This is a genomic window from Pseudonocardia spirodelae, from assembly GCF_037727765.1.
Classification (GTDB): domain Bacteria; phylum Actinomycetota; class Actinomycetes; order Mycobacteriales; family Pseudonocardiaceae; genus Pseudonocardia; species Pseudonocardia spirodelae.
Genome location: NZ_JBBJUP010000008.1, coordinates 162,657 through 182,629 on the forward strand (window position 1 = coordinate 162,657; position 19,973 = coordinate 182,629).

The following is a 19,973-nucleotide window of genomic DNA, read 5'->3' on the forward strand; positions in this document are numbered from 1 at the left end:
GTACCGTCATCGCCTCTGCGATGGCCGTTCCGATGACCCTCGGTGTGGCCGGGATGGCCTTCGCCGACGAGGGCGACTCCACCCGTGAGCAGACCCAGACGACCGAGGGCACCGTCTCGGGCGAGCAGGGCGCGTCCACCGAGCAGGGCAACTCCAGCTTCGCCCCCGTCACGCAGCTCAACCCGGCGTTCAACGTCTCCGACGTCCTCGGCCTGAGCGACTTCGCCAACGAGGACTCCGAGGGTGGCGACGGCCAGTCCGTCGTCCAGGACAACTCGATCGACTCGACGACCGAGCAGGGGTCGTCGGCTACCACCGAGCAGGCGCAGAAGAGCGTCCTCGACCAGGCCACCGGCCTCGGGGGCTGACAGGTCCCGGACACGCGACGGGGCCGGGCCACCAGGGAGTGGCCCGGCCCCGTCGTCGTGTGTCAGGCCGGTGTCCGCCGACGGCGGAGCGCAGGGTCAGCCGTTGGCGTCGCTGGTGTCGACGTCGCCGTTCACGCCCTCCGGGAAGAACCCGCCACGGGTGACCGCGCGGGGGTCGAGGTAGACGATGTTCAGGACCTGGCCCGGCGTGCGGGAGAAGGCGATCGAGTTCTCGTCGGCCGGGACGATGTTCGCGTTCCCCGACCGGTCGACGATGCCCTGGTCGAGGTCGGCGGGACCGTCGAGCGAGTCACGGGCGTCGGAGATCTTGCCGACGGTCTCGGCGGCACCGCCCTGCAGCAGCAGGGTCCGCACGAGGCCGGCGTGGTACGCCTCGACCGCGAGGATCCCGGCCGCGGCCTCCAGGAAGGTCTTGTTCGACACGAGCGGCGCCGCACCCTTGTAGGCGGTCACGCCGACGTCCTCGAAGATGAAGGCGCCCAGCAGGAAGCTGGTCTCGTCCTTGAAGGGGTCGAACGTCTCGTTCCTGCCCACGACCCCGGCCGCCTGCGCCGCGGCGGTGAACGCCTCCTGCAGGTCGATCTCGGGCCGGGCGACCTTCGCGTCGCCGAGCGCCGCGCGCAGGAAGTCGACGTGGGCCCGCTCGTCCTGGGCGATCTCCTCGGCGTACTGGCGGCCGAGCTTGGTCTCGAACGAGACCTTGTAGCCCCCGGTAACGCCGCCCAGCTCGCCCTTCCCGTCGATCTGGGAGTCCTTCAGGCCGTTGCCCGTGACGGCGCGCAGGTAGAACTCGGCCTCCAGGTACTCGAGGTTGAGGGCGAAGTTCAGCACGGCGGCGTCGGAGACGCCGCCGTCCTCGCTGTCACTCCCGCCCAGGCCGAGGCCACCGAGCAGGCCGCCCTCGCTCGCCGAGGCGATACCGCTGCCGAGGACGCCGAGACCGGCGACGCCGGCCCCGGTCAGACCCGCCGCGCGCAGGAAGCGCCGGCGGTCCATCGCGTTGTCGGTGCTGCGCTCGATGGAGTCGTTCAGGAACTTCTTGCTGAATCCGTGGAACACGAGAACTCCTCGTGTCGGCCCGACGGGACGGCCGGGTCCGGGGCCGTGGTCCGAGGTCGGGCTCGGAACGGGCGCCGTACCGGCGCACCTGACACGTCAACGACACGCAGCCCGCCCCCGTGATCACCCCATCGGGTGATGACGCGGGCGCGTCGGGCGGAGGCCGCGCCCCGCCCCCCGGACGCCGTCGGTCGCGATTCGCGCCTGGAGCACGAGACGGGCGCGCAGGACGATCTCCCGGGCCTCCGGCGCTGTCAGCAGGCCCGCGGCGACGGCAGCGGTGATCCGGTACGGGAGTTGGTCGACCAGTGCGAGATGTGTCTCGAGCGGGATGTCGCCCTCCGCCATGCCACTCCGTCTATCGCGCGTGTGCTCGCGGCACAGAGACCGGCCACGGTGCGGGTCCGGGCACGCGTGACGGCCGACGGTCTGCTGGATCACGAACGTACTTCAGCGGCGGAGAGGCCGATCGGGACGGGCGGCACGTCCGACCGGACTCGGGCTGAACCCGGCCCGTCCGGTGGGATCGCCGGGCCACGCCCCCGCCGGGCCACGGTCGTGACCGAGCGAGACCGAGCGAGACCGGCAGTCGGGGTAGGACGGTTCAGGAGGTGTACGAAGAAGCCCCCGGCAGCGGCGCTACCAGGGGCTTCGCGGAGCCGCCTTGGGGAGTCGAACCCCAGACCTACGCATTACGAGAACTCGTGTCTCCGGACACACCGTCCCCGCCGAGTCCGTTCGTGCACGTCGCGCGGTTCATCGTGCGCACCGCACACCTCCGTGCGCCTGCGTTGGAGGCCACGAAGGAGGCCACACGGAATCGAGTTCTCGCCGGACCGGGACCCCGCGTCCCTGTGGTCGGCCGTGGTCGACCTGCCCGGCCGGCGCCGGACCGCCACATGGCGGGCGACAGGTCGAGATTCTCGTCGCGCCGTCGGTTACCAACTGATGTGGTTCCGACCACACTCGAGACCGTCGTCGGAAGGCGTCCCGCAGGCCTATCGGGCATCGGCGACCAGATCTGAGCCAACGGAGGTTCCGTGTCGAGAAACATTGAAGGATCCCGCATCGACCAGGTGCTGCAGGGGGCAGTGGACGCCGGTGCCGTACCGCACGTGGCCGCGATCGCCGCGGACGCCGACGGCGTGTTCTACGAGGGGGCCGCCGGAGTTCGGCTCGACGACGCCGGTGCGAAGCCTGTGTCGACGTCGACCCATTTCCGCATCATGTCGATGACCAAGATGGTCGCCACCGTGGCCGCGCTGCAGCAGGTGGAGCGCGGTGAACTCGATCTCTCGGCCCCGGTCGAGCGCTACGTTCCCGACTTCGCCGAGCTGCAGGTCCTCGACGGCTTCGACGGTGACACCCCGCGCCTACGCGCACCGAAGTCGAAGGCCACCGTCAAGCAGCTGATCACCCACACCTCGGGACTGACGTACTGGTTCTGGAACGAGGACCTGGTCAAGTACGAGCAGGTCACCGGCATCCCCAACGTGGTGCCAGGAGACATGGCCGCGTTCAAGGCGCCACTGGTCGCCGACCCCGGCACGAAGTTCGAGTACGGCATCAACACCGACTGGCTCGGCCGCGTCATCGAAGCCGTCGCCGGCTCGACCCTCGACGTGGTGATCAAGGAGAACATCACCGGTCCGCTCGGCATGGACGACACGATGTTCGCCCTCGACGAGGCACGTCAGGCGAACAAGACGCCCGTGCACGTCAAGGGCGAGGACGGCAAGTGGATCTCGGCGGGCAACGTCCTGCCCGACGACCCGCAGTGGTGGGCGGGTGGCCACGGTCTGCACTCGACCCCGCGTGACTACATCCGCTTCGAGAGGGCGTTGCTGCGCGGCGGTGAGCTGGACGGTGTACGGATCCTGAGCCGGGAGACCGTGGACGCGGCGTTCACCGACCAGCTCGACGGCGCTCCGATGCCGACGGAGATCAGGACGGCAGACGCTCCGATCACCGACACGCTGAAGCTCGGTGAAGGGTGGACGTGGGGCTACGGGCTGCTGATCAATACCCAGGACGTCCCCGGCGCCCGGCGGGCCGGGACGGGCGCGTGGGCCGGGCTGTTCAACACCCACTTCTTCATCGACCGCACCACCGGCATCTGTGCGTCGATCTACACGAATTCGCTGCCGTTCATCACCGAGCACGAGGCGTGGAAGCTCTACGGGGATTTCGAGGCCGCCCTCTACGCTTCGCTGTGATCGCCGACCCGCCGCGACGCTGCACTCGCCGGCAGCGTCGCGGCGGTCGTCGCCTCGCCGCCGAACCCTGTCGGAGGAGCCTGTGTCGTCCAGAGCCCGGCCGGAGTTCGACCCGGAGCTGAAGGCCGGCCTCGCCGTGGTCGGTGGTGTGTTCCCGCCGACCATCACCCCGAACCTGATCGCGTTCATGCGGCGGTCTTATGCCTCCCCGCCGATCGACGACACCCTGCGGGGACGCGCGATCATACGCAGCGAGCACACGATCGCCGGTCATCGAGGCGAGCCGATCCAGGTGTCGGTGCTGCGCCCCACCCGAGCCGGCTCCCCCCGGCCCGGCATCGTCTTCGTCCACTCCGGTGGGCTGATGTTCGGCGACCGCTTCAGTGGAGCTGACCTGGTGCTCGACTGGGTCGACAAACTCGGCGCAGTCCTGGTCGCCGTCGAGTACCGGCTCGCGCCGGAGTTCCCGGACCCCTTCCCCAGGGAGGACTGCTACGCCGCGTTGGAGTGGGCGGCGGCGATGGCCGGGCAGTTGGGCATCCGCCACGACCGGCTCATGGTGGCCGGGGCCAGTTCTGGTGGTGGGCTCGCGGCCGGGATGGCGCTCGCGGCGCGGGATCGCGACGGCCCAGCCCTGTGCGGCCAGGTCCTCGACTACCCGATGCTCGACGACCGCGGCGTCACCGCCTCCACCGGCCAGTTCGACGGCGTCGGGGTCTGGGACCGCGTCAGCAACGAGACCGGCTGGTCCGCGCTGCTCGGCGAGGCGCGCGGTGGGCCGGACGTCTCCCCGTACGCGGCGCCGGCCCGGGCGACGGACCTGTCCGGGCTCCCGCCCGCCTTCATCGACGTCGGCGCCGCCGAGATCTTCCGCGACGAGGCGATCGCCTACGCCGACGGTCTCTGGGCCGCCGGTGGCGACGCCGAGCTGCACGTCTGGTCCGGCGGGTTCCACGCGTTCGACATCTTCGCCCCGCACACCGTCGTCGCCCGAGGCATGGTCCGGACGCGGGACACCTGGGTCGAGAAGATCCTCGCGGACTGATCCGGTGACCCACGCCACTAGACTGCACCCACCAGTCGTCGGGAGGTGCCCGTGCAAGAACTCCTCGGTCGGATCTCGGCGCTCGACCCGCAGGCGAGCCTCGGTCTGCGAGTCATCGCCTGCTTCGACGAACTGATCATCGGCAACGTCAACACCCGAGCACTGCTGAGTGCGGCCGCCTCCCTCTCCGGGTGCAACGCCGGCTACCAGAGCGTTCTCCCCCCGCGGTCGCTCCGGGTCAGCCCGCGCGGCGAGATCGTGGCCCCCGACGACGGGCCGCCGACGCCAGGGAGCTGCTCAGCCATCACGGCCGAGGGGTTGACCGTGTGGATCGAGCGCGACGGCGAGCCGCATGCGAACGACGCGATCGTCCTCGAACGCCTGGCGCTGGCCGTCCGCATCCGCCTCGGAGGAGGCCGACGAGAGATCGACGGCCGCCGCGATCTCGGCCTGCTGCTCGACCCGACCGTCCCGACCGAGACCCGTCGTCTCGCCGCGGCCCGACTCAATCTCGTGTCCACCGCGCGATACCGCGTCATCGCGGCGCCGTTGTTCGCGGTGTGGGACGAGCACCCGTCCGGCGCCGAGGACGTCGTCGCGACCCCCTACGGATCGATCCACGCCCTGGTCGTACCCCACGACCACGCGCCCGTCCCGGCACGGCCGATCGGAACCGGGCAGGCCACCGACGTCGACCACCTGCACAGGTCGTTCCGCACGGCGGTGGTCGCCCTGCGTCTGTGCGATCCCGAGTTCGCACCGTCGGTCCTCGCCGACGACTACGGCGGCCTGGTCGGCCTACTCGCCGATCTCCCCCTGGACAGCGACCTGCCCGACGTCGACTCCCTGGACGCGATCATGTCCCACCCGTGGGGTTCGGCCACCGTCGACGCACTCGTGCGAACCAGCTCCGTACGCCAGGCGGCGCGGAACGCCGGAGTCCACCACAGCACGTTGCAGACCCGGCTCGACACGATCATCACCGAACTGGGTTACGACCCCCTCGACAACGGCATCGGACGAACCCGATTCGGACTCGCTTCACTGGTCTGGCGACTCCGCAACTCCCGCGTTCTGGACCTTCCCGCCCCGACCACACCGTCGTCGCCCACCCCACTCCGATAACGAAGCGCCCGACGACGGTGTGGGTGGCTCCGCCGTCCCACCGATGTCGGTGATCACCGCCGACGACCGGAAGCAACGATCAATGTCGGACAGCCGCGCCCGCTGTGGACAGAGAACCATGAGCAAGGAGGTGCAACCGAGCGACGCACTCACGCGTGGAGGCCACGTCGCAGGCAACTGACCGGCAAGAACCCGCCTGAGAGAGGCCACGAGCCACGAAAGGAGACAGGAAAGATCCATAAGCGCGATCTGACCTGCGAAAACGAGCCGCCTTGGGGAGTCGAACCCCAGACCTACGCATTACGAGTGCGTCGCTCTAACCGACTGAGCTAAGGCGGCGTGGTGCGATCCCAGTGTACCGACCGGCCCGAACCCGCCCGCAGCCCCCTCACCCGCTGAACGGGAACCGCGGCCCGGGCTCCCAGGGCCCGCCGTCGTAGCGCCACAGGGCCAGGCCGGGGACGCCGGCGTCCCACGGCGCGAACCCCGCGGCCAGGTCGTCGTGCAGCGCCCGGGCCGCCGCCGGGGCGACCTTGTTCTGCACGGTGACGTGCAGGTCGGACTTCCCCGCGTCCTGATGGGTGAGCCGGTCCCGCCACCGGTCGGCGACGGCGCGGCGCAGGGTCGTCAGCCCGGGACAGTCCAGGGTGTACGCGACCCCGCGCCCGAGCAGCCGCAGCCCGGTGACGCGGGCGGTCATCGGACCGCGCGCGGTCGCGGCCGTCAGGTCGGCGGTGAGCCCGGCGACCGCGTCGCCGGGCAGGGCGTGGAACAGGGTCAGGTGCGCGGCGAGGTGGTTGCGTCCGGGCGGGAAGTGCCGGGTGCGCAGGTCGTCGAAGCGGCCCTGGGTGTCGTCGTCGAGCAGGGCCGTGAGGATCAGCGGCCGGTCATCCACGGTGCAGCGCGGTCATCATGGCCTCGACGGCGATCCGCGGCTTCACGTTCTGCAGCAGCGCCTCCCGGCAGGCCAGCACGGCCTCCAGCCGGCGCAGCGACGACACCGGGCCCCACTCGGCGGCGGCGATGCGGATCTCGCGGTCGCGGTCGGGATTGGTCAGCGGGACCGTCGCGCCGGTGGCGGCGACGATCGTGTCCCGGTAGAAGCCGGCGAGATCGACCAGGGCACGGTCGAGCGCGTCGCGCTGGGTCCGGGTCGCGCGGCTCTTCTGCCGCTTCTCCAGCTCGCGCTCGGCGGCCTTCGCCGAGCGGGCGGCCGTCGCGGCGCCCTTGCCGGTGCCGCCGGCACCCATCGCGACGGCGAGCTCCTCGCGCTCGGCCTCGTCGCGCGAGGACCGCAGCTCCTCGGCCTCCGCCTCGGCCGCGCGGATCAGCACGTCGGCGTGGAAGAACGCGTCGCCGAGGCGGCGCAGGGCCGTCGGCACGGCGAGGATCTCCTCGCGCCGGGCCCGGGCCTGCGGGTCGCGGGCCAGCCGGCGGGCGCGGCCGACGTGCCCCCCGCACACCGACGCCGCCCACTGCGCCTGCTCCGGGTCGACCCCGTCGCGGTCGCGCAGCACCCCGGCGACCGCCTCGGCCGACGGGCTGCGCAGGTGCACCATGCGGCACCGCGAACGGATGGTGATCGGCACGTCCTCGGGGTGGTCGGACGGCGCGCACAGCAGGAACACCGTCTCCGGCGCGGGCTCCTCGACGGCCTTGAGCAGCGCGTTCGACGCGCCCTCGGTGAGCCGGTCGGCGTCGGAGATGATCACGATCTGCCAGCTCCCGGTGGCCGGGCGGCGGGCGGCCAGCTGCACCAGCGAGCGCATCTCGGCGACCGAGATGGACAGTCCCTCGGGGACGATCTCGCGGACGTCGGAGTGGGTGCCGGCCAACACCGTCCGGCAGGCCGCGCACTCGCCGCACCCGTGGTACGGGCACTGCAGGGCGGCGGCGAAGGCGCGTGCGGCGTTCGACCGTCCCGAGCCGGGCGGGCCGGTGAACAGCCAGGCGTGCGTCATCGCCGAGGGGTCCGACGCGGCCCCGTCCAGCTCCGCGACGGCGGCGGGCTGGCCCACCACGTCGTCCCACACGCTCACCGTGACCGGCCTCCCGTCATCTGCCGGCGCGCGAGGGCGCCCACCACCGCCGCCAGGACCCCGCCGCCGGCGAGCACGAACCGGGTGCCGTCGACCGGGAGCACGGTGTCGCCGAGGGTGAGGGTCCGCGTCGCCACGATCCCGACGACGACCGGCACCACCGACATCGCCCCGAGCAGCACCAGCCGCACCAGCGACTGCACGAACGCGTTGACCCGGCCGCGGACCTCGTCGGCCACCTCGGTGCCGATGATCGTCAGACCGGTGAGGAACGCGACCCCGGCGAACGCGCCGACGGCCAGCACCGCGGCGATCGCCATGAACAGGTGCACCGCCACCGCGACGACGACCAGCGCCACCCCGGCGCCGACGATCGCGCTGCCGAACAGCCGCCGGTGCGGCACCCGCCGCGCCAGCCACGGCCCGGCCGCCATCCCGCTCGCGAGCCCGGCGAACACCGACGCGAACAGGATCGAGTACGCCGCGTCGCCCCCGCCGAGGCTGGACGCGTACAGCTTCGCCGTCGCGATGACGGCGCCGCCCGCGGTGAACGCGCCCACGATGCCGATCACCAGCCCGCGGACGAGCGGGGTGTGGACGACGAACCGGTAGCCGTCGCGCAGCAGGAACAGCATCGAGGGCGGGGCCTGGCGCCGCTCGCTCTCCGTCGCCCGCCCGGAGATCTCCGGGATCCGGAAGAACACCACCAGCGCCGAGAGCAGGAACGCGAACGCGTTCACGCACAGCGCCACGTACACCGTGCCCGTCCGGTCCGCGCCGAGCAGCGGCGCGACCTTGCTGATCAGCGCGAACAGCCCGGCCCCGCCGGCGACGGCGACGCCGTAGGTCACGACCAGCCCGAGCTGGGCGGCGCTCTCCATCTGGGCCGGGCTGCGCAGCAGGTTGGGGACCGCCGCGTCCTTGGCCGGGATCCAGAACATGGTGCACAGCTCGATGAGCAGGGTGACCACCAGCAGCCACCACAGCGCCCCGACGAACGGGATCGTCAGCAGCAGCGCGAACTTCGCCAGGTCGCAGGTGACCATGACCTTGCGGCGGTCGAAGCGGTCGGCGAGCACCCCGGCCAGCGGCCCGAACAGCAGCGACGGGATCAGCTTCGTCGCGACGACGCCGCCGAGCGCGAAGCTCTGCGCGGTGTACCCGGCCTCCGCGGTGAGGTGGGTGGCCAGCGACGTCAGCGCGAGCAGCGACATCCACTCGCCGGTCGAGGTCACCGCGGTGACCGACCAGAGCCTGCGGAAGGCCGGCACGGCCAGCACCGGGGTGCGGGGCGGCGCGACGGGCGTGACGCGCTCGGGCGGGGTCGTGATCGCGACACACCTCCTCCGGGCCGGGCCGTGCGGATCACCAGGCTAGACGGGGGGTCCGACAGCCGGCGGGCGGCCTCAGACGATGGAGGACAGCGTCTGGATCAGGATCACGAGGTAGACCAGGACGAAGACGGCCGTGAACACCCGGGCCCCGAACCGGCCCCGGGTGAGGCGGGAGAAGCCGAGCAGGCCCTCGTCGAGGTCGACCGGGGGGCGGGCGGAGACCGCAGGCGGCCGGTAGACCACCGGCGTCGCACTCTGCGGGCGCGGGGGGCGCGGCGCGGGCAGGCGCGGGGCCGGCCCGGTCGTGTTGCGGCGCGGGACCGGCGGGACCGGCGACGACGGCGCGGGCCCGCCGGGGCGACGCGGGCCGGGGACGGTGTCCGCGGGGGCGTCGGGGCCGTCGGGACCGGCCGGGTCGCGGGGACGGACGGGGGTCAGGGTCCGGTCGGTGGGCACCTCGACCGGCGGGGTCCCGGAGCGTTGCGCGCGGGGGGTGACCGGGGTCAGGGTGCGGGCGGTGGGGACCTCGGTGCCGTCCGGGTCCTCGCCGGGTCCCCCGTCGCCGGGCGCGTCCTCCCCGGTCTCCGGGCCACCGGGGTCGTCCGTCACGACCTCCGGGGCACCGGGGTCGTCGCCCGCGTCTGCGGCGCCGTCCTGGTCGGAGGACGCGGAGTCGCCCGCGGCGGACTCGCGGTCCGCGGGATCGGTGTCGGCGGGATGCAGATCCGCGCGATCGGTGCCGGCGGGATCGGAGACAGCGGGATCGGGGTCGGCGGGATCGGGGGCGGCGGGATCGGGGACGGCGGGATCGGGGACGGCGGAATCCGCGGCCGCGGGCCCGGCCGGGGATCCGGCGGTGCGTGGTGCGGCGCCGCCGCGGGCCCGGCGCTCCGCCTCGCGCTCGGCGACGAGCCGCGCCACGCCCCAGCGCCCGTCGTCGGCGGGGGCCGGCGCGGTGCGCCTGGTCCTCCACCGCACGGCCATGAGCGCATGCTAGGCCGCGACCAGCGGCGATGCCGTGTCACGCGATGGTGTGCCGCGCGCTCCCGCCCGGCCGGGTGACGGCCGGGGCGGGATCAGCCGCCGTCCGGCGGGCGGGCCTGGCCGGCGTCCGGCGGGCCGGTGGGCGGCGCCGGACTCGGGCTCGGGCCGGGGGGCGGCGGCGGGGCCGGGACCGAGCCGCTGCTGACCTGCAGGGTCACCTGCTCACCCGGCAGTGCGGCACCGCGCGGCTCCTGCCCGACGACCGTGCCCTCCGGCGCGTTGTTGTCCACGGTGCGGGTCGTGACCTGCCAGCCCGCGCCCTCGAGCTCGCCGCGCGCGGCCGAGGCCGAGCGCCCGACGACGTCCGGGATGCGGGACTCGGCGCCGCCGTCGAGGTAGCGGGGGTCGGTCGCGGGCAGCGGGGTCGGTGGCGTGTTCGCCACCAGCGGGGTGACGGCGCCGTACCAGGTCCGGGCCGGGGTCTTGCCGCCGAAGATGTTGCCGTTGCCGCAGGCGAACGGGGCGCCGCCGCCGTCGCAGAGCGGGCGCGGCCGGTTCGAGTTGTCGAAGGTGATGACCGCGCCGGCCATCTCCGGGATCGCGCCCATGAACGCGGCCGACTTGTGCTGCTGGGTGGTGCCGGTCTTGCCCGCCATCGGGCGGGCCCAGCCGGCGGCCTTCGCCGCGGCCGCCGAGGTCCCGGCGACGTCGTCCTTGCTCAGGCCGGTGACCAGGGTGTTCGCCAGCGCGGGCTCGACGGCCTGCTGGCAGGGCTCCTCGGTGATCGCGACGTTCTTGCCGTCGGCGTCGGTGATCGAGTCGATCGGCGTCGGCGGGCACCACGTGCCCTGGGAGAACAGGGTGGCGCCGACGTTCGCGAGCTCCAGCACCGACGTCGGGGTCACGCCCAGGGTGAACGACGCCAGCCGCTGGTCCTTGATGACCTCGGCGATCGACTTGTCGGTGCGCTTGCCGGTCCCCGGGTCGACGAACGGGGTCGTGGCCAGGGACTTCATCCCGAGACGGACGGCCATGTCGACCACGTCCGGCACCCCGGTGAACTCCTCCAGCTTGATGAACGCGGTGTTCGGCGACTGGGCGAGCGCGTCGGTCAGGCTCATCCGGCCGGGGTAGTTGCCGGCGTTCGCGACCGGGATGGGGCGGCCGCCGCCGTCGGTGTAGATCGGGGAGGCGTAGCCCGACGGCGGCACCTGCATCGAGTAGTTGATGCCGAGGCCCTTCTCCAGCGCGGTGGCCGCGGTGAAGATCTTGTACGTCGACCCGGCACCCAGGTTGACCGGCTGGTACGGCAGGCCGTAGCTGGTCTCCTCGGCGTCGGCGTTCAGGCCGAAGGTGCGGCTGGAGCCCATCGCGAGCACGCGGTGCTTGTCCTTGCCGGGCTGCACCAGCGACATGACGTTCGCGACGTTGGGCGTCTCCGGCGCGACCTCCTTGTCCAGCGAGCGCTTCACCTCGGTCATCGCGCGCCGGTCCAGCGTGGTGCGGATGGTGTAGCCGCCGCGGTTGATCTGCTCCTCGGAGAAGCCCGCCTCGGTCAGGTACTGCACGACGTACTTGCAGAAGAAGCCCATGTCGCCGGCGCCGATGCAGCCGTTCGGCACCCGGACCAGCGGATTCGCGACGCCCAGCGGCGCGGCCATGGCCTGCCGGGCCTGGACGTCGTCGATCATGCCCTGCTGGCGCATCTGGTCGATCACGACGTTGCGGCGCTGCAGCGCGGTCTGCGGGTTCTGCACCGGGTCGAACTGGGTGGTCGAGCGGACCATGCCGGCGAGCATCGCGGCCTGCGGGACGGTCAGCTTGTCCGGCGTGGTGTTGAAGTAGGTGCGCGCCCCGGCCGCGACGCCGTAGGAGCCGTTGCCCAGGAAGACGATGTTGAGGTAGCGGTTGAGGATCTCGTCCTTGGACAGCTGGCGCTCCAGCTGCAGGGCGATCCGCGCCTCCTTCAGCTTGCGCGCCGGGGTCTGCTCGGTGGCCTTGAGCCGCTCGGCCTCGGTCGTCGCGTCGACGTAGAGCATGTAGTTCTTGACGTACTGCTGGGTGATCGTCGAGGCGCCCTGCACGACGTCCCCGGACGCCGAGTTGGCGACGACCGCGCGCAGCGTGCCCTGCCAGTCGACGCCGTCGTGCTCGTAGAAGCGGCGGTCCTCGATCGCCAGCATCGCGCCCTTCATCGCCGCCGAGATCTGGTCGTTGGTGACCTCGGTGCGGTTCTGGTCGAACAGGTAGGCGATGGGTCGGCCGTCGGAGTCGGTGAGGGTCGTGGTGAGCGGCGCGCGGGTGCCGACCAGGTCCGCGGAGCTGGAGGTGACGCTGTCACCGGCCTCGTTCGACAGCACACCGAGGCCACCGGCCAGCGGGAAGGCCATCCCCGCCGTGACCACACCGAGCAGGACGCACAGGCCCGCGAGCACGCCGAGCGGGCGGAGCAGACGCCGGGGGAACCTCACGCGGGCCAGCGTACGGGCCGGGAGGTCAGACGGACGTCAGGTCGGTGTCCCCGGGTTGCGTAGTTTTGCGCGCTGACCCGGGCCCCCCGTGCGGTCGAGGATCGAACCGTCACGACGCGGGCCGGTCCGGCCCGCCCCGGCCCGAGAGGCGAGCACGATGCCCGACACCCTGCGTCCCGTCACCGGCAGGCCCCGCCTGCGCCCCGCCGTCGTCGTCCGCGCCTGCACCGCGGTGTGGAACTGGCGCTCCGCGGCGCGCTGCCGCACCGAGAACGCCGAGGAGCTGTTCGTGACCGGCGCGGACCAGCGCGAGGCCCGCGAGTTCTGCCTCGCCTGCCCGGTGCGGACCGAGTGCCTGGCGCACGCGCTGGACCACCAGGTCGAGTTCGGGGTGTGGGGCGGGATGACCGAGCGCGAGCGGCGGGCGGTCCTGCGGCGCCGCCCGGACGTCCGCGACTGGGCGGGCCTGCTGGGACGCGCGCGCTCCGACCACTACGCCGGACGCCGCAGGAGCGCCTGACCCGATAGCGTCGCCGCGTGCTCGACCTCCTGACCGGCCTCTACCGGACGCACGCCGACGACCTCGTCGCGGTGATCGGGCAGCAGCGCGCGCTGCTGGCCACGGGGACGATCACCCCGCAGCTCGACGACGTCGAGGCCGAGCTCACCTACCTGCTGCTGCGCCACCACCGGCCGGAGCAGGTCGTCGAGATCGGCACGTTCTACGGCTGGTCCACCACGTGGATCCTGTCCGCCCTGCGCGACAACGGGACCGGGCACCTCCACTCGTTCGACCGCGTGGAGCACGTGCGGAGCACCGTGCCCGCGGAGCTCGCCGGGGACCGCTGGACGTTCCACCCGGGGGACCTGCGCGACACCGTGGACCGGGTGCCCGCCGACACCGGCTACCTGTTCGTCGACGCCGACCACGGGCGCCGGTTCGCCCGCTGGTACCTGCGGCACCTGTTCGACCGGGTCCCGGCGGGCACCCCGACCAGCGTGCACGACGTCTACCACCTGCCCTGGGCGCGTCCGTTCACCGAGGGCGCGGAGGTGCTGCGCGCGCTGCGGTCCCGGGGGACGCCGTGGTTCACCGCGGCCCGGCCCGCCGCGCGCGCCACCCTGCGGGCGATCGAGGCCGTCCGCGGCGAGCTGGGGATCACCGGGGCGCGCGGGACCGACCGCAACCCGATGATCTTCTTCGCGATGCCCTGACCGCGGCCGGGCGCCCCGGCCGGTCAGCCGACGGTCGCGGCCGCCCCCGGCTCGCCCGCCCCGGCCAGCAGCGCGCCGACCCGGCGCAGCCCGTCGAGGTCGGCGATGTCGCCGGCCAGCGCGGGCACCCGCACCACGGGCACGCCCGGGTGCGCCGCGGAGAACCGGGTGAGCAGGTGCTCCTCGCGGTCGTGCAGGTCGGCGCGGTCGGCGTGCAGGCGCAGCACCGCGGCGGCGATCTGCGAACCGGGCCCGCCGACCTGTTCGGCACCGGCCCGGGCGCGGGCCGCGGACACCGGCGCGAGCACCGGGTGGGTGCGGTTGAGCACCAGCCCGGCCAGCGGCATGTCCTCCGACGACAGCCGCTCGGTGAAGTACGCGGCCTCGCGCAGCGCGTCCGGCTCCGGGGCGGCGACGACGAGGAACGCCGTCCCGGGCGAGCGCAGCAGGGCGTAGGTCTTCTCGGCCCGCTCGGCGAACCCGCCGAACAGGGTGTCGAAGGCCTGCACGAACGCCGACGCGTCCTGCAGCATCTGCCCGCCGATGATCGACCCGACGGCCTTGGCGAACAGGCCGAACCCCGCCTCGACGATCTTGCGCAGCCCGCGGCCGCCAGCCCGGGCGGGCGCGGCGAGGAGCCGGATCATGCGGCCGTCGAGGAAACGGGACATGCGCTGCGGCGCGTCGAGGAAGTCCAGTGCCGAGCGCGACGGCGGGGTGTCGACGACCACGAGGTCCCAGGTCCCGGCGCCCGCGAGCTGCCCCAGCTTCTCCATCGCCATGTACTCCTGCGTCCCGGAGAACGAGGAGGAGATCGTCTGGTAGAAGGGGTTCTCGATGATCTTCTGCGCCCGCTCGGGCGGCGCGTGCGACTCCACCATCTCGTCGAAGGTGCGGCGCATGTCCAGCATCATCGCGGCGAGCTCGCCGGTGGTCTCCTTCACCGGCGCCGGGTCGTTGGACAGCTCGTCGAGCCCGAGGGCCTGGGCGAGCCGGCGGGCCGGGTCGATCGTGAGCACGACGACCGAGCGGCCCCGTTCGGCGGCGCGCACGGCCAGCGCCGCCGACGTCGTCGTCTTGCCGACGCCGCCGGAGCCGCAGCACACGACGACGCGGGTGGCGGGGTCGTCGATCAGGGCGTCCAGGTCCAGGTCGGGGCTCATCGGCGGGCCTCCAGGTGCACGCCCTGCGCGGTCATCGACTCGGCGAGCTCGTAGAGCGAGCCCAGGTCCACGCCGCCGAGCAGGGCGGGCAGCGTGAGCCGCGGCAGCGGCGGGTCCGGCTCGGTCTCCAGGCGGCGCAGCGCCGCGGTCTCCCCCTCGACGGCGACGGCGTGCTCCACCGTCTCCGCGACCAGGCCGTCGATCTCGTCGGGCGCCAGCTCGATCCCGGCGCTGAGCAGGCCGTTGCGGATCCGGGCGGCGTCGACGCGGCCGCCGGCGGCCGCCGTCACCGACCGGTCCGGCAGCCACTGCTCGCGCATCCGGTTGACGACGACGGTGCCCAGCGGGATGCCGGCGGCCTCCAGCTCGCCGGCGGCGTCGAGGGTCTCGGTGACCGGGAGGTCCGACAGCAGCGTGACCAGGTGGACCGCCGTCAGCGGCGAGTGGATGAGCGCCTCGACGCCCTTGGCCTGGCCGTGGATGGGACCGACCTTGGCCAGGTCGGCCATCGCCCGGGTCACGTCGAGGAAGGTCACCAGCCGCCCGGTGGGCGGGGCGTCGAGGACGACGGCGTCGTAGGCGGGGCGCCCGTCGGGGTCGGTGCGGGTCACGCACTCCTTGGCCTTGCCGGTCAGCAGCACGTCGCGCAGGCCGGGGGCCAGCGTCGTCGCGAACTCGATCGCGCCCATCCGGCGCAGCGTCCGCCCGGCCATCCCGAGCCGGTAGAACATCTCGAAGTACTCGAGCAGCGCGGCCTCGGTGTCCACCGCGAGCGCGCGCACCTCGCCGCCGCCCGGGGCGACGGCGATGCGGCGCTCCTCGTAGGGCAGCGGTGCGGTGTCGAAGACCTGGGCGATGCCCTGGCGCCCCTCCACCTCGACGAGCAGCACCCGCTTGCCGCCGCCGGCCAGCGCGAGCGCCAGCGCCGCGGCCACCGTGGTCTTGCCGGTGCCGCCCTTGCCCGACACCACGTGCAGCCGCGCGCGCGACAGCGCCGCGGGCCACGGGGCGGGGCGGGTTCCGGGGTCGGTCCGGACGGTCGTCGTCACGGGGCCCAGCCTACGAGCGGGTACCGGCGGCGGCCCGCCGGCGAGGCGCGGCCCACACGGACGTCCGTCGCAGGGGGACGGCCATCCGTCGCGCCACGGCCGTGCGGGTCCGGCGCCCGGGATACAGTCCGCCCATGAGCTCCCCGGCCCTGAAGTGGGAATACCTGACCGCCCCGCTGCTGATCCACAACACCAAGGCGATCCTGGACAACTTCGGCCAGGACGGCTGGGAGCTGGTCACGGTCACGACCGGCGCGAACGCCGAGCAGCTGGTCGCGTTCTTCAAGCGCCCGGTGCAGCAGTGAGCGCACTCGCCCGCCTGCGGGACCTCGGCCTGACGCTGCCCGCGGTGGCGGCCCCGGCCGGCGCCTACATCCCGGCCCGGCGCAGCGGGAACCTGGTGTTCACCGCCGGGCAGGTCCCGTTCGTCGACGGGAAGGTCGCCGCGACCGGCAAGGTCGGCGCGGGGATCGACGCCGAGCAGGCGTACGACCTGGCCCGCATCTGCACCCTGAACGCGCTGGCCGCGATCGACGGCCTGGTCGGCCTCGACTCCGTCACCGGCGTGGTCAAGGTCGTCGGCTTCGTCGCCTCCGACCCGTCGTTCACCGGGCAGCCCGGAGTGATCAACGGCGCGTCGGACCTGCTCGGCGAGGTCTTCGGCGAGTCCGGGGCGCACGCGCGGTCGGCCGTCGGCGTCGCGGTGCTGCCGCTGGACGTGCCGGTCGAGGTGGAGCTGACCGTCGAGGTCGGGGGCTGACGTGTCGGCGCCCGCCCGGGTCCCGGCCGGTCACGAGCTGCTGCTGCGGCTCGCGGGCCGGGTCCCGGACGAGCTGCTCTGGCGGCTGCGCGACTGGCTGGCCGCCGGGGACACCGCAGCGCTCGGTGCCGTCCTGCCCCGCACGCTGCTCCGGCACCGCATCGGTCTGACCGACGGCGAACGCGCCCTGCTGGCCGACGTCGTCGGCCCCGGCGCCCCGTCGCGCCGCCTGGTCGACGCGGTCCTGCCCGGCGCGCCCCCCGCCCCGCCCGCGTTCACCGCGGGCGAGCCGGACCTCGCCGCCTGGTCGGCGCTGTCCGTGGTGCGCGACGAGGCGTCCGCGCTGCTCCTGGCCGTCCGGGCCGACGGGGCCCGGGTCCTGGTCGTGCGCGACGCACGCCGGCCGCACCTGCTCGCCGCCGCGGTGGCCCGCCTGCTGCGGGTGCACGGCGAGCGGGTCCCGCGCGTCGAGGTCCTCACCGGCGACGCCCCGACCGAGTACCACGAGGCCGCGTGCACGGCGGCGGCGTCGCTGTGGAGCCGCGAGCCGGTCCCCACCGGCTGACGCGGGACCGCGAAGGAGGCCCCATGTCCGACCCCACGTACCGCCTGCTGCGGGAACTGGCCGGCCGGGTGGACGACGACCTGCTCGCCACCGGGCGCGAGCTCGTCGCCGTCGGCGAGGAGGGGCACGCGCTGGAGCTGCTGGTCGCCGAGCTGGTCGCGGCCCGCGCCGTGCTGCCGGCGGCGCTGCGCGCGGGGCTGGTCGCCGCGGCCTCGGCGCGCCGGGTGCAGCCCGACGCCGGGCAGTGCCTGCCGGCGGCCGGGGAGGCGGCCGGGACCGCGCACCGGTTCACCGCCGAGGGCCCGCCCGGGGCGGCGGAGGCGATCGCGGCCGCGCTCGACGGCGTCCCGTCGCCGGGGACGGGCTGGACGCTGGCCTGGCGGACCACGCCCGCCGGCGCCGCGCCCGGACCGCTGCCGCAGCCGGTGCTGCTGGCACGGACCGGTCCCGGCGGTGCGCCGGAGGTCCTGACCTACCAGGCGCAGTCGGCGCTGGCCCGGGCCGGACTGGTCGTGTCGGTCGAGGTCGGCGACGGCGACGCGCCCGACCCCGGCTACCACCGCGCCGCCGACGACGTCGCGCGCCCGCTGCCGGTGGGGACCGCCGGTGCCGGTGCCCCCGAGGACGGGAGCTCCGCGGGGCCGGGAACCGCGCCGTCCTCACGGGTCCCCTCCGACGTCGTCCCGCACGACCGCACGGCCGTCACGGAGCCGGCCGGCACCGCCCCCGCGGCGACGGACCCGGCGCCGGCGGACCCGGCCGACCACGGTCCGGCCGACCACGGTCCGGCCGACCCGGGCCCGGCGGACCCGGGCCCGGTGGACCTGAGCCCGACCGACCTCGGCCCGGCGGACCTCGACCCGACCGACCTCGACCCGACCGACGACGGCCGGGCCGACCCCGTCCCGACCGACACGAGCCCCACCGACACGGGTCCGACCGGGATCGGCGCGGCCGGTGCCGGCCCCGTCGGCGACGCGCTGCCCGGTGACACCACGGCCCCCGGCCCCGGCGCGGCGGAGCGGGAGCCGGACGGTCCGGCGGGGGGCGCCCCGGGCGCCGAGCTGCCCGCCGTCGAGCCGCTCCACCCGGACTCCGCGGACGCCGACGGCGGTCCGGCGCCCGCCGACCCCGTCGGCGACGCCCCCGTGCCCCCCGGGGCCGGGCACGGAACACCCACCGGCGAGCCGGCCGCGGGACCGGAGACCCCCGTCGGCGGACTGCCGGTCCGCCGCCCGGCCGGCGACGCCGCGCACGGGACCGGCGACCTCCCCTCCAGCACCGGCGCCGGGCCCGCCCCGGGCGCGGGGACCTTCGACGCGGCCGTCCCCGGCCCCGGCGGACCGCGCAGCCCGGCCGGCCGTCGCTCCACCGCGCCGGCCGGGGACGCCGACGACACCCCCCATCCGGCGCCGCGGCCGTCGCCCCCGATCCGGGCGTTGCGGGAGGCCTCGGCGGGCGACTGGTTCGACGCCGCCGGCGACCGGGACGCGGTGGCGACCCCGGGCCACGGCCTCCCGCGCGACCTGCCGGGCGACGACGTCGCACCGGAGCCGGCCGCCGCCGCACCGCCGGACACGGACGGTGCGCACGCGTCGGCCCCCGGCCCCGCGGCCGGGCCGGAGCCCTCGCCCGCCGGGGACCCCGGCGCGGTTCGCGAGCCGGTGTCCGCCCCGTTCCCCGTGACCGGCCACGGTCACCCCGGCAACGGCGCGACCGGCAACGGGGCCGTCCCCCACGTGAACGGTGCCGGCCCGGCGCCGGTGCCGTGGACGTCGGCCACGCCGCCCCCGTCTCCGGTGGCGCCGGTCCCGGGCGTGCCGCCGGCGCCCCCCGCCGCGGTGCAGCGGCCCGCCGGCCGCCCGCCCGTCGGTCCCCCGGCCGCCCCCGCGCCCGACGAGGCAGCCTGGCTCGCCGACTGGGCCTCCGGCTCCTGGACCGGCGTCGCCCCGCACGTCGACCCGGTACCCGCGGCCGTCCCGGAGCCCGGACCGGCACCCCGTGACGGCGCGGACCCGGCCGTGCGGGGCGGTCCCGGTGACACCGTGCCCGGCACCCCGCGCGTCGTGCCCGCCGTCGCGACGGCCGTCGAGGACACCCCACCGGCGGCCGGTACCGCCCCGGGCACACCGGCCCACGCGGCCGACGCCGTGGAGCCGGAGCAGGAGCCGGTCGCCGAGCCCCGCACGCCGCCGGGCGTCCCGATGCTGCCCGCCACGGTCGTCCCCGGTCCCGCGACCGGCGAACGGCGCCCGCGGCACCTGCTCGTCACCGAGGACGACGACGAGGCCGAGGCGGCCGAGGACCCCACCGCACCGGCCGACGTGGTCGTCGAGGACGCGCCGGAGCAGCCCGGGCCGGCGGCCCCGCCGCGCCCGCGTCCGCAGCCCCGGCCGCGGCCGTCCGGCGGGCTCGCCGACCGGCTGACCCCCACCGAGCAGGAGCTGCTGCAGCGCCTGCACGAGGAGCTCGCGGCGCGCGAGACCGGCGGCGAGCCGACCCCGCGCAACGGCACGGCGCGCACCGACCGGGGCTGAGCCCCCGCGGGCGGCGCGCGCC

Annotated in this window: 19 protein-coding genes and 1 tRNA gene; 10 read left to right on the forward strand and 10 right to left on the reverse strand. The window is 74.7% G+C overall.

Going from position 1 to position 19,973, the window contains the following annotated elements; all coding sequences use genetic code 11:
- Positions 1–20 precede the first annotated feature (20 nt).
- Complete coding sequence (locus WJX68_RS12140) at positions 21–368, forward strand: hypothetical protein (protein ID WP_340289769.1); 348 nt, start codon at positions 21–23, stop codon at positions 366–368.
- Between the two features lie 96 nt (positions 369–464).
- Here the strand turns inward: WJX68_RS12140 and WJX68_RS12145 are convergent, their stop codons facing one another.
- Together WJX68_RS12145 and WJX68_RS12150 are read right to left on the reverse strand one after the other, a co-directional pair.
- A complete protein-coding gene (locus WJX68_RS12145; protein WP_340289772.1) occupies positions 465–1,448 on the reverse strand; it encodes a ferritin-like domain-containing protein in 984 nt (327 codons plus the stop codon).
- Positions 1,449–1,571: 123 nt separating this feature from the next.
- A complete protein-coding gene (locus WJX68_RS12150; protein ID WP_340289775.1) occupies positions 1,572–1,796 on the reverse strand; it encodes a hypothetical protein in 225 nt (74 codons plus the stop codon).
- A 692-nt stretch (positions 1,797–2,488) separates the two neighbouring features.
- Here WJX68_RS12150 and WJX68_RS12155 point away from each other — a divergent pair.
- From WJX68_RS12155 to WJX68_RS12165, 3 genes are all read left to right on the forward strand, one after another.
- Positions 2,489–3,664 carry a serine hydrolase domain-containing protein gene (locus WJX68_RS12155; protein ID WP_340289777.1) on the forward strand — a complete coding sequence of 392 codons (1,176 nt, stop codon included), beginning with the start codon at positions 2,489–2,491 and terminating at the stop codon, positions 3,662–3,664.
- A gap of 82 nt (positions 3,665–3,746) precedes the next feature.
- Entirely contained in the window at positions 3,747–4,709 is a 963-nt protein-coding gene (locus WJX68_RS12160; protein WP_340289779.1) for an alpha/beta hydrolase, read from the forward strand.
- 51 nt (positions 4,710–4,760) lie between these two features.
- Positions 4,761–5,834, forward strand: a complete 1,074-nt coding sequence (locus WJX68_RS12165; protein WP_340289781.1) for a CdaR family protein — start codon at positions 4,761–4,763, stop codon at positions 5,832–5,834.
- A gap of 265 nt (positions 5,835–6,099) precedes the next feature.
- Here the strand turns inward: WJX68_RS12165 and WJX68_RS12170 are convergent.
- The 6 genes from WJX68_RS12170 to WJX68_RS12195 all read right to left on the reverse strand — a co-directional run bounded on the left by WJX68_RS12170 (position 6,100) and on the right by WJX68_RS12195 (position 12,662).
- A tRNA-Thr gene (locus WJX68_RS12170) sits at positions 6,100–6,173 on the reverse strand.
- A gap of 49 nt (positions 6,174–6,222) precedes the next feature.
- Positions 6,223–6,729, reverse strand: a complete 507-nt coding sequence (locus WJX68_RS12175) for a 2'-5' RNA ligase family protein (protein ID WP_340289785.1) — start codon at positions 6,727–6,729, stop codon at positions 6,223–6,225.
- Positions 6,722–7,873 (reverse strand): DNA polymerase III subunit delta', encoded by a 1,152-nt coding sequence (locus WJX68_RS12180; RefSeq protein ID WP_340289788.1) that lies wholly within the window; start codon positions 7,871–7,873, stop codon positions 6,722–6,724. Before WJX68_RS12180 ends, WJX68_RS12175 begins: the two co-directional genes overlap by 8 nt.
- On the reverse strand, positions 7,870–9,144 hold the full coding sequence (locus tag WJX68_RS12185; protein ID WP_340289791.1) for an MFS transporter: 1,275 nt from the start codon (positions 9,142–9,144) through the stop codon (positions 7,870–7,872). Before WJX68_RS12185 ends, WJX68_RS12180 begins: the two co-directional genes overlap by 4 nt.
- 135 nt (positions 9,145–9,279) lie before the next feature.
- Complete coding sequence (locus tag WJX68_RS12190; RefSeq protein WP_340289794.1) at positions 9,280–10,191, reverse strand: hypothetical protein; 912 nt, start codon at positions 10,189–10,191, stop codon at positions 9,280–9,282.
- Positions 10,192–10,283: 92 nt separating this feature from the next.
- On the reverse strand, positions 10,284–12,662 hold the full coding sequence (locus tag WJX68_RS12195) for a penicillin-binding protein (protein WP_340289797.1): 2,379 nt from the start codon (positions 12,660–12,662) through the stop codon (positions 10,284–10,286).
- A gap of 157 nt (positions 12,663–12,819) precedes the next feature.
- On the opposite strand from WJX68_RS12195, the gene WJX68_RS12200 reads away from it, so the two are divergent.
- On the forward strand, positions 12,820–13,182 hold the full coding sequence (locus WJX68_RS12200; RefSeq protein WP_340289799.1) for a WhiB family transcriptional regulator: 363 nt from the start codon (positions 12,820–12,822) through the stop codon (positions 13,180–13,182).
- A 17-nt stretch (positions 13,183–13,199) separates the two neighbouring features.
- Positions 13,200–13,877, forward strand: a complete 678-nt coding sequence (locus tag WJX68_RS12205; RefSeq protein WP_340289802.1) for a class I SAM-dependent methyltransferase — start codon at positions 13,200–13,202, stop codon at positions 13,875–13,877.
- Positions 13,878–13,900: 23 nt separating this feature from the next.
- On the opposite strand, the gene bagB is transcribed toward WJX68_RS12205, so the two are convergent.
- Together bagB and bagA are read right to left on the reverse strand one after the other, a co-directional pair.
- Positions 13,901–15,040 (reverse strand): ArsA family ATPase, encoded by a 1,140-nt coding sequence (gene bagB, locus WJX68_RS12210; RefSeq protein WP_340289804.1) that lies wholly within the window; start codon positions 15,038–15,040, stop codon positions 13,901–13,903.
- Positions 15,037–16,089 carry an ATPase BagA gene (gene bagA, locus WJX68_RS12215; RefSeq protein ID WP_340289806.1) on the reverse strand — a complete coding sequence of 351 codons (1,053 nt, stop codon included), beginning with the start codon at positions 16,087–16,089 and terminating at the stop codon, positions 15,037–15,039. Before bagA ends, bagB begins: the two co-directional genes overlap by 4 nt.
- A 134-nt stretch (positions 16,090–16,223) precedes the next feature.
- Here bagA and WJX68_RS12220 point away from each other — a divergent pair, with 134 nt between their 5' ends.
- The 4 genes from WJX68_RS12220 to WJX68_RS12235 are packed head-to-tail and all read left to right on the forward strand — an operon-like array spanning position 16,224 to position 19,951.
- The gene (locus tag WJX68_RS12220) at positions 16,224–16,394 is read left to right on the forward strand and encodes a Sp36 family protein (RefSeq protein ID WP_340289809.1); all 171 of its coding nucleotides are present in this window, start codon (positions 16,224–16,226) and stop codon (positions 16,392–16,394) included.
- Entirely contained in the window at positions 16,391–16,849 is a 459-nt protein-coding gene (locus tag WJX68_RS12225) for a RidA family protein (protein ID WP_340289812.1), read from the forward strand. Before WJX68_RS12220 ends, WJX68_RS12225 begins: the two co-directional genes overlap by 4 nt.
- Position 16,850: 1 nt before the next feature.
- Positions 16,851–17,414 carry a hypothetical protein gene (locus WJX68_RS12230; protein ID WP_340289815.1) on the forward strand — a complete coding sequence of 188 codons (564 nt, stop codon included), beginning with the start codon at positions 16,851–16,853 and terminating at the stop codon, positions 17,412–17,414.
- Positions 17,415–17,437: 23 nt separating this feature from the next.
- Positions 17,438–19,951 carry a hypothetical protein gene (locus WJX68_RS12235; RefSeq protein ID WP_340289818.1) on the forward strand — a complete coding sequence of 838 codons (2,514 nt, stop codon included), beginning with the start codon at positions 17,438–17,440 and terminating at the stop codon, positions 19,949–19,951.
- Positions 19,952–19,973 lie beyond the last annotated feature (22 nt).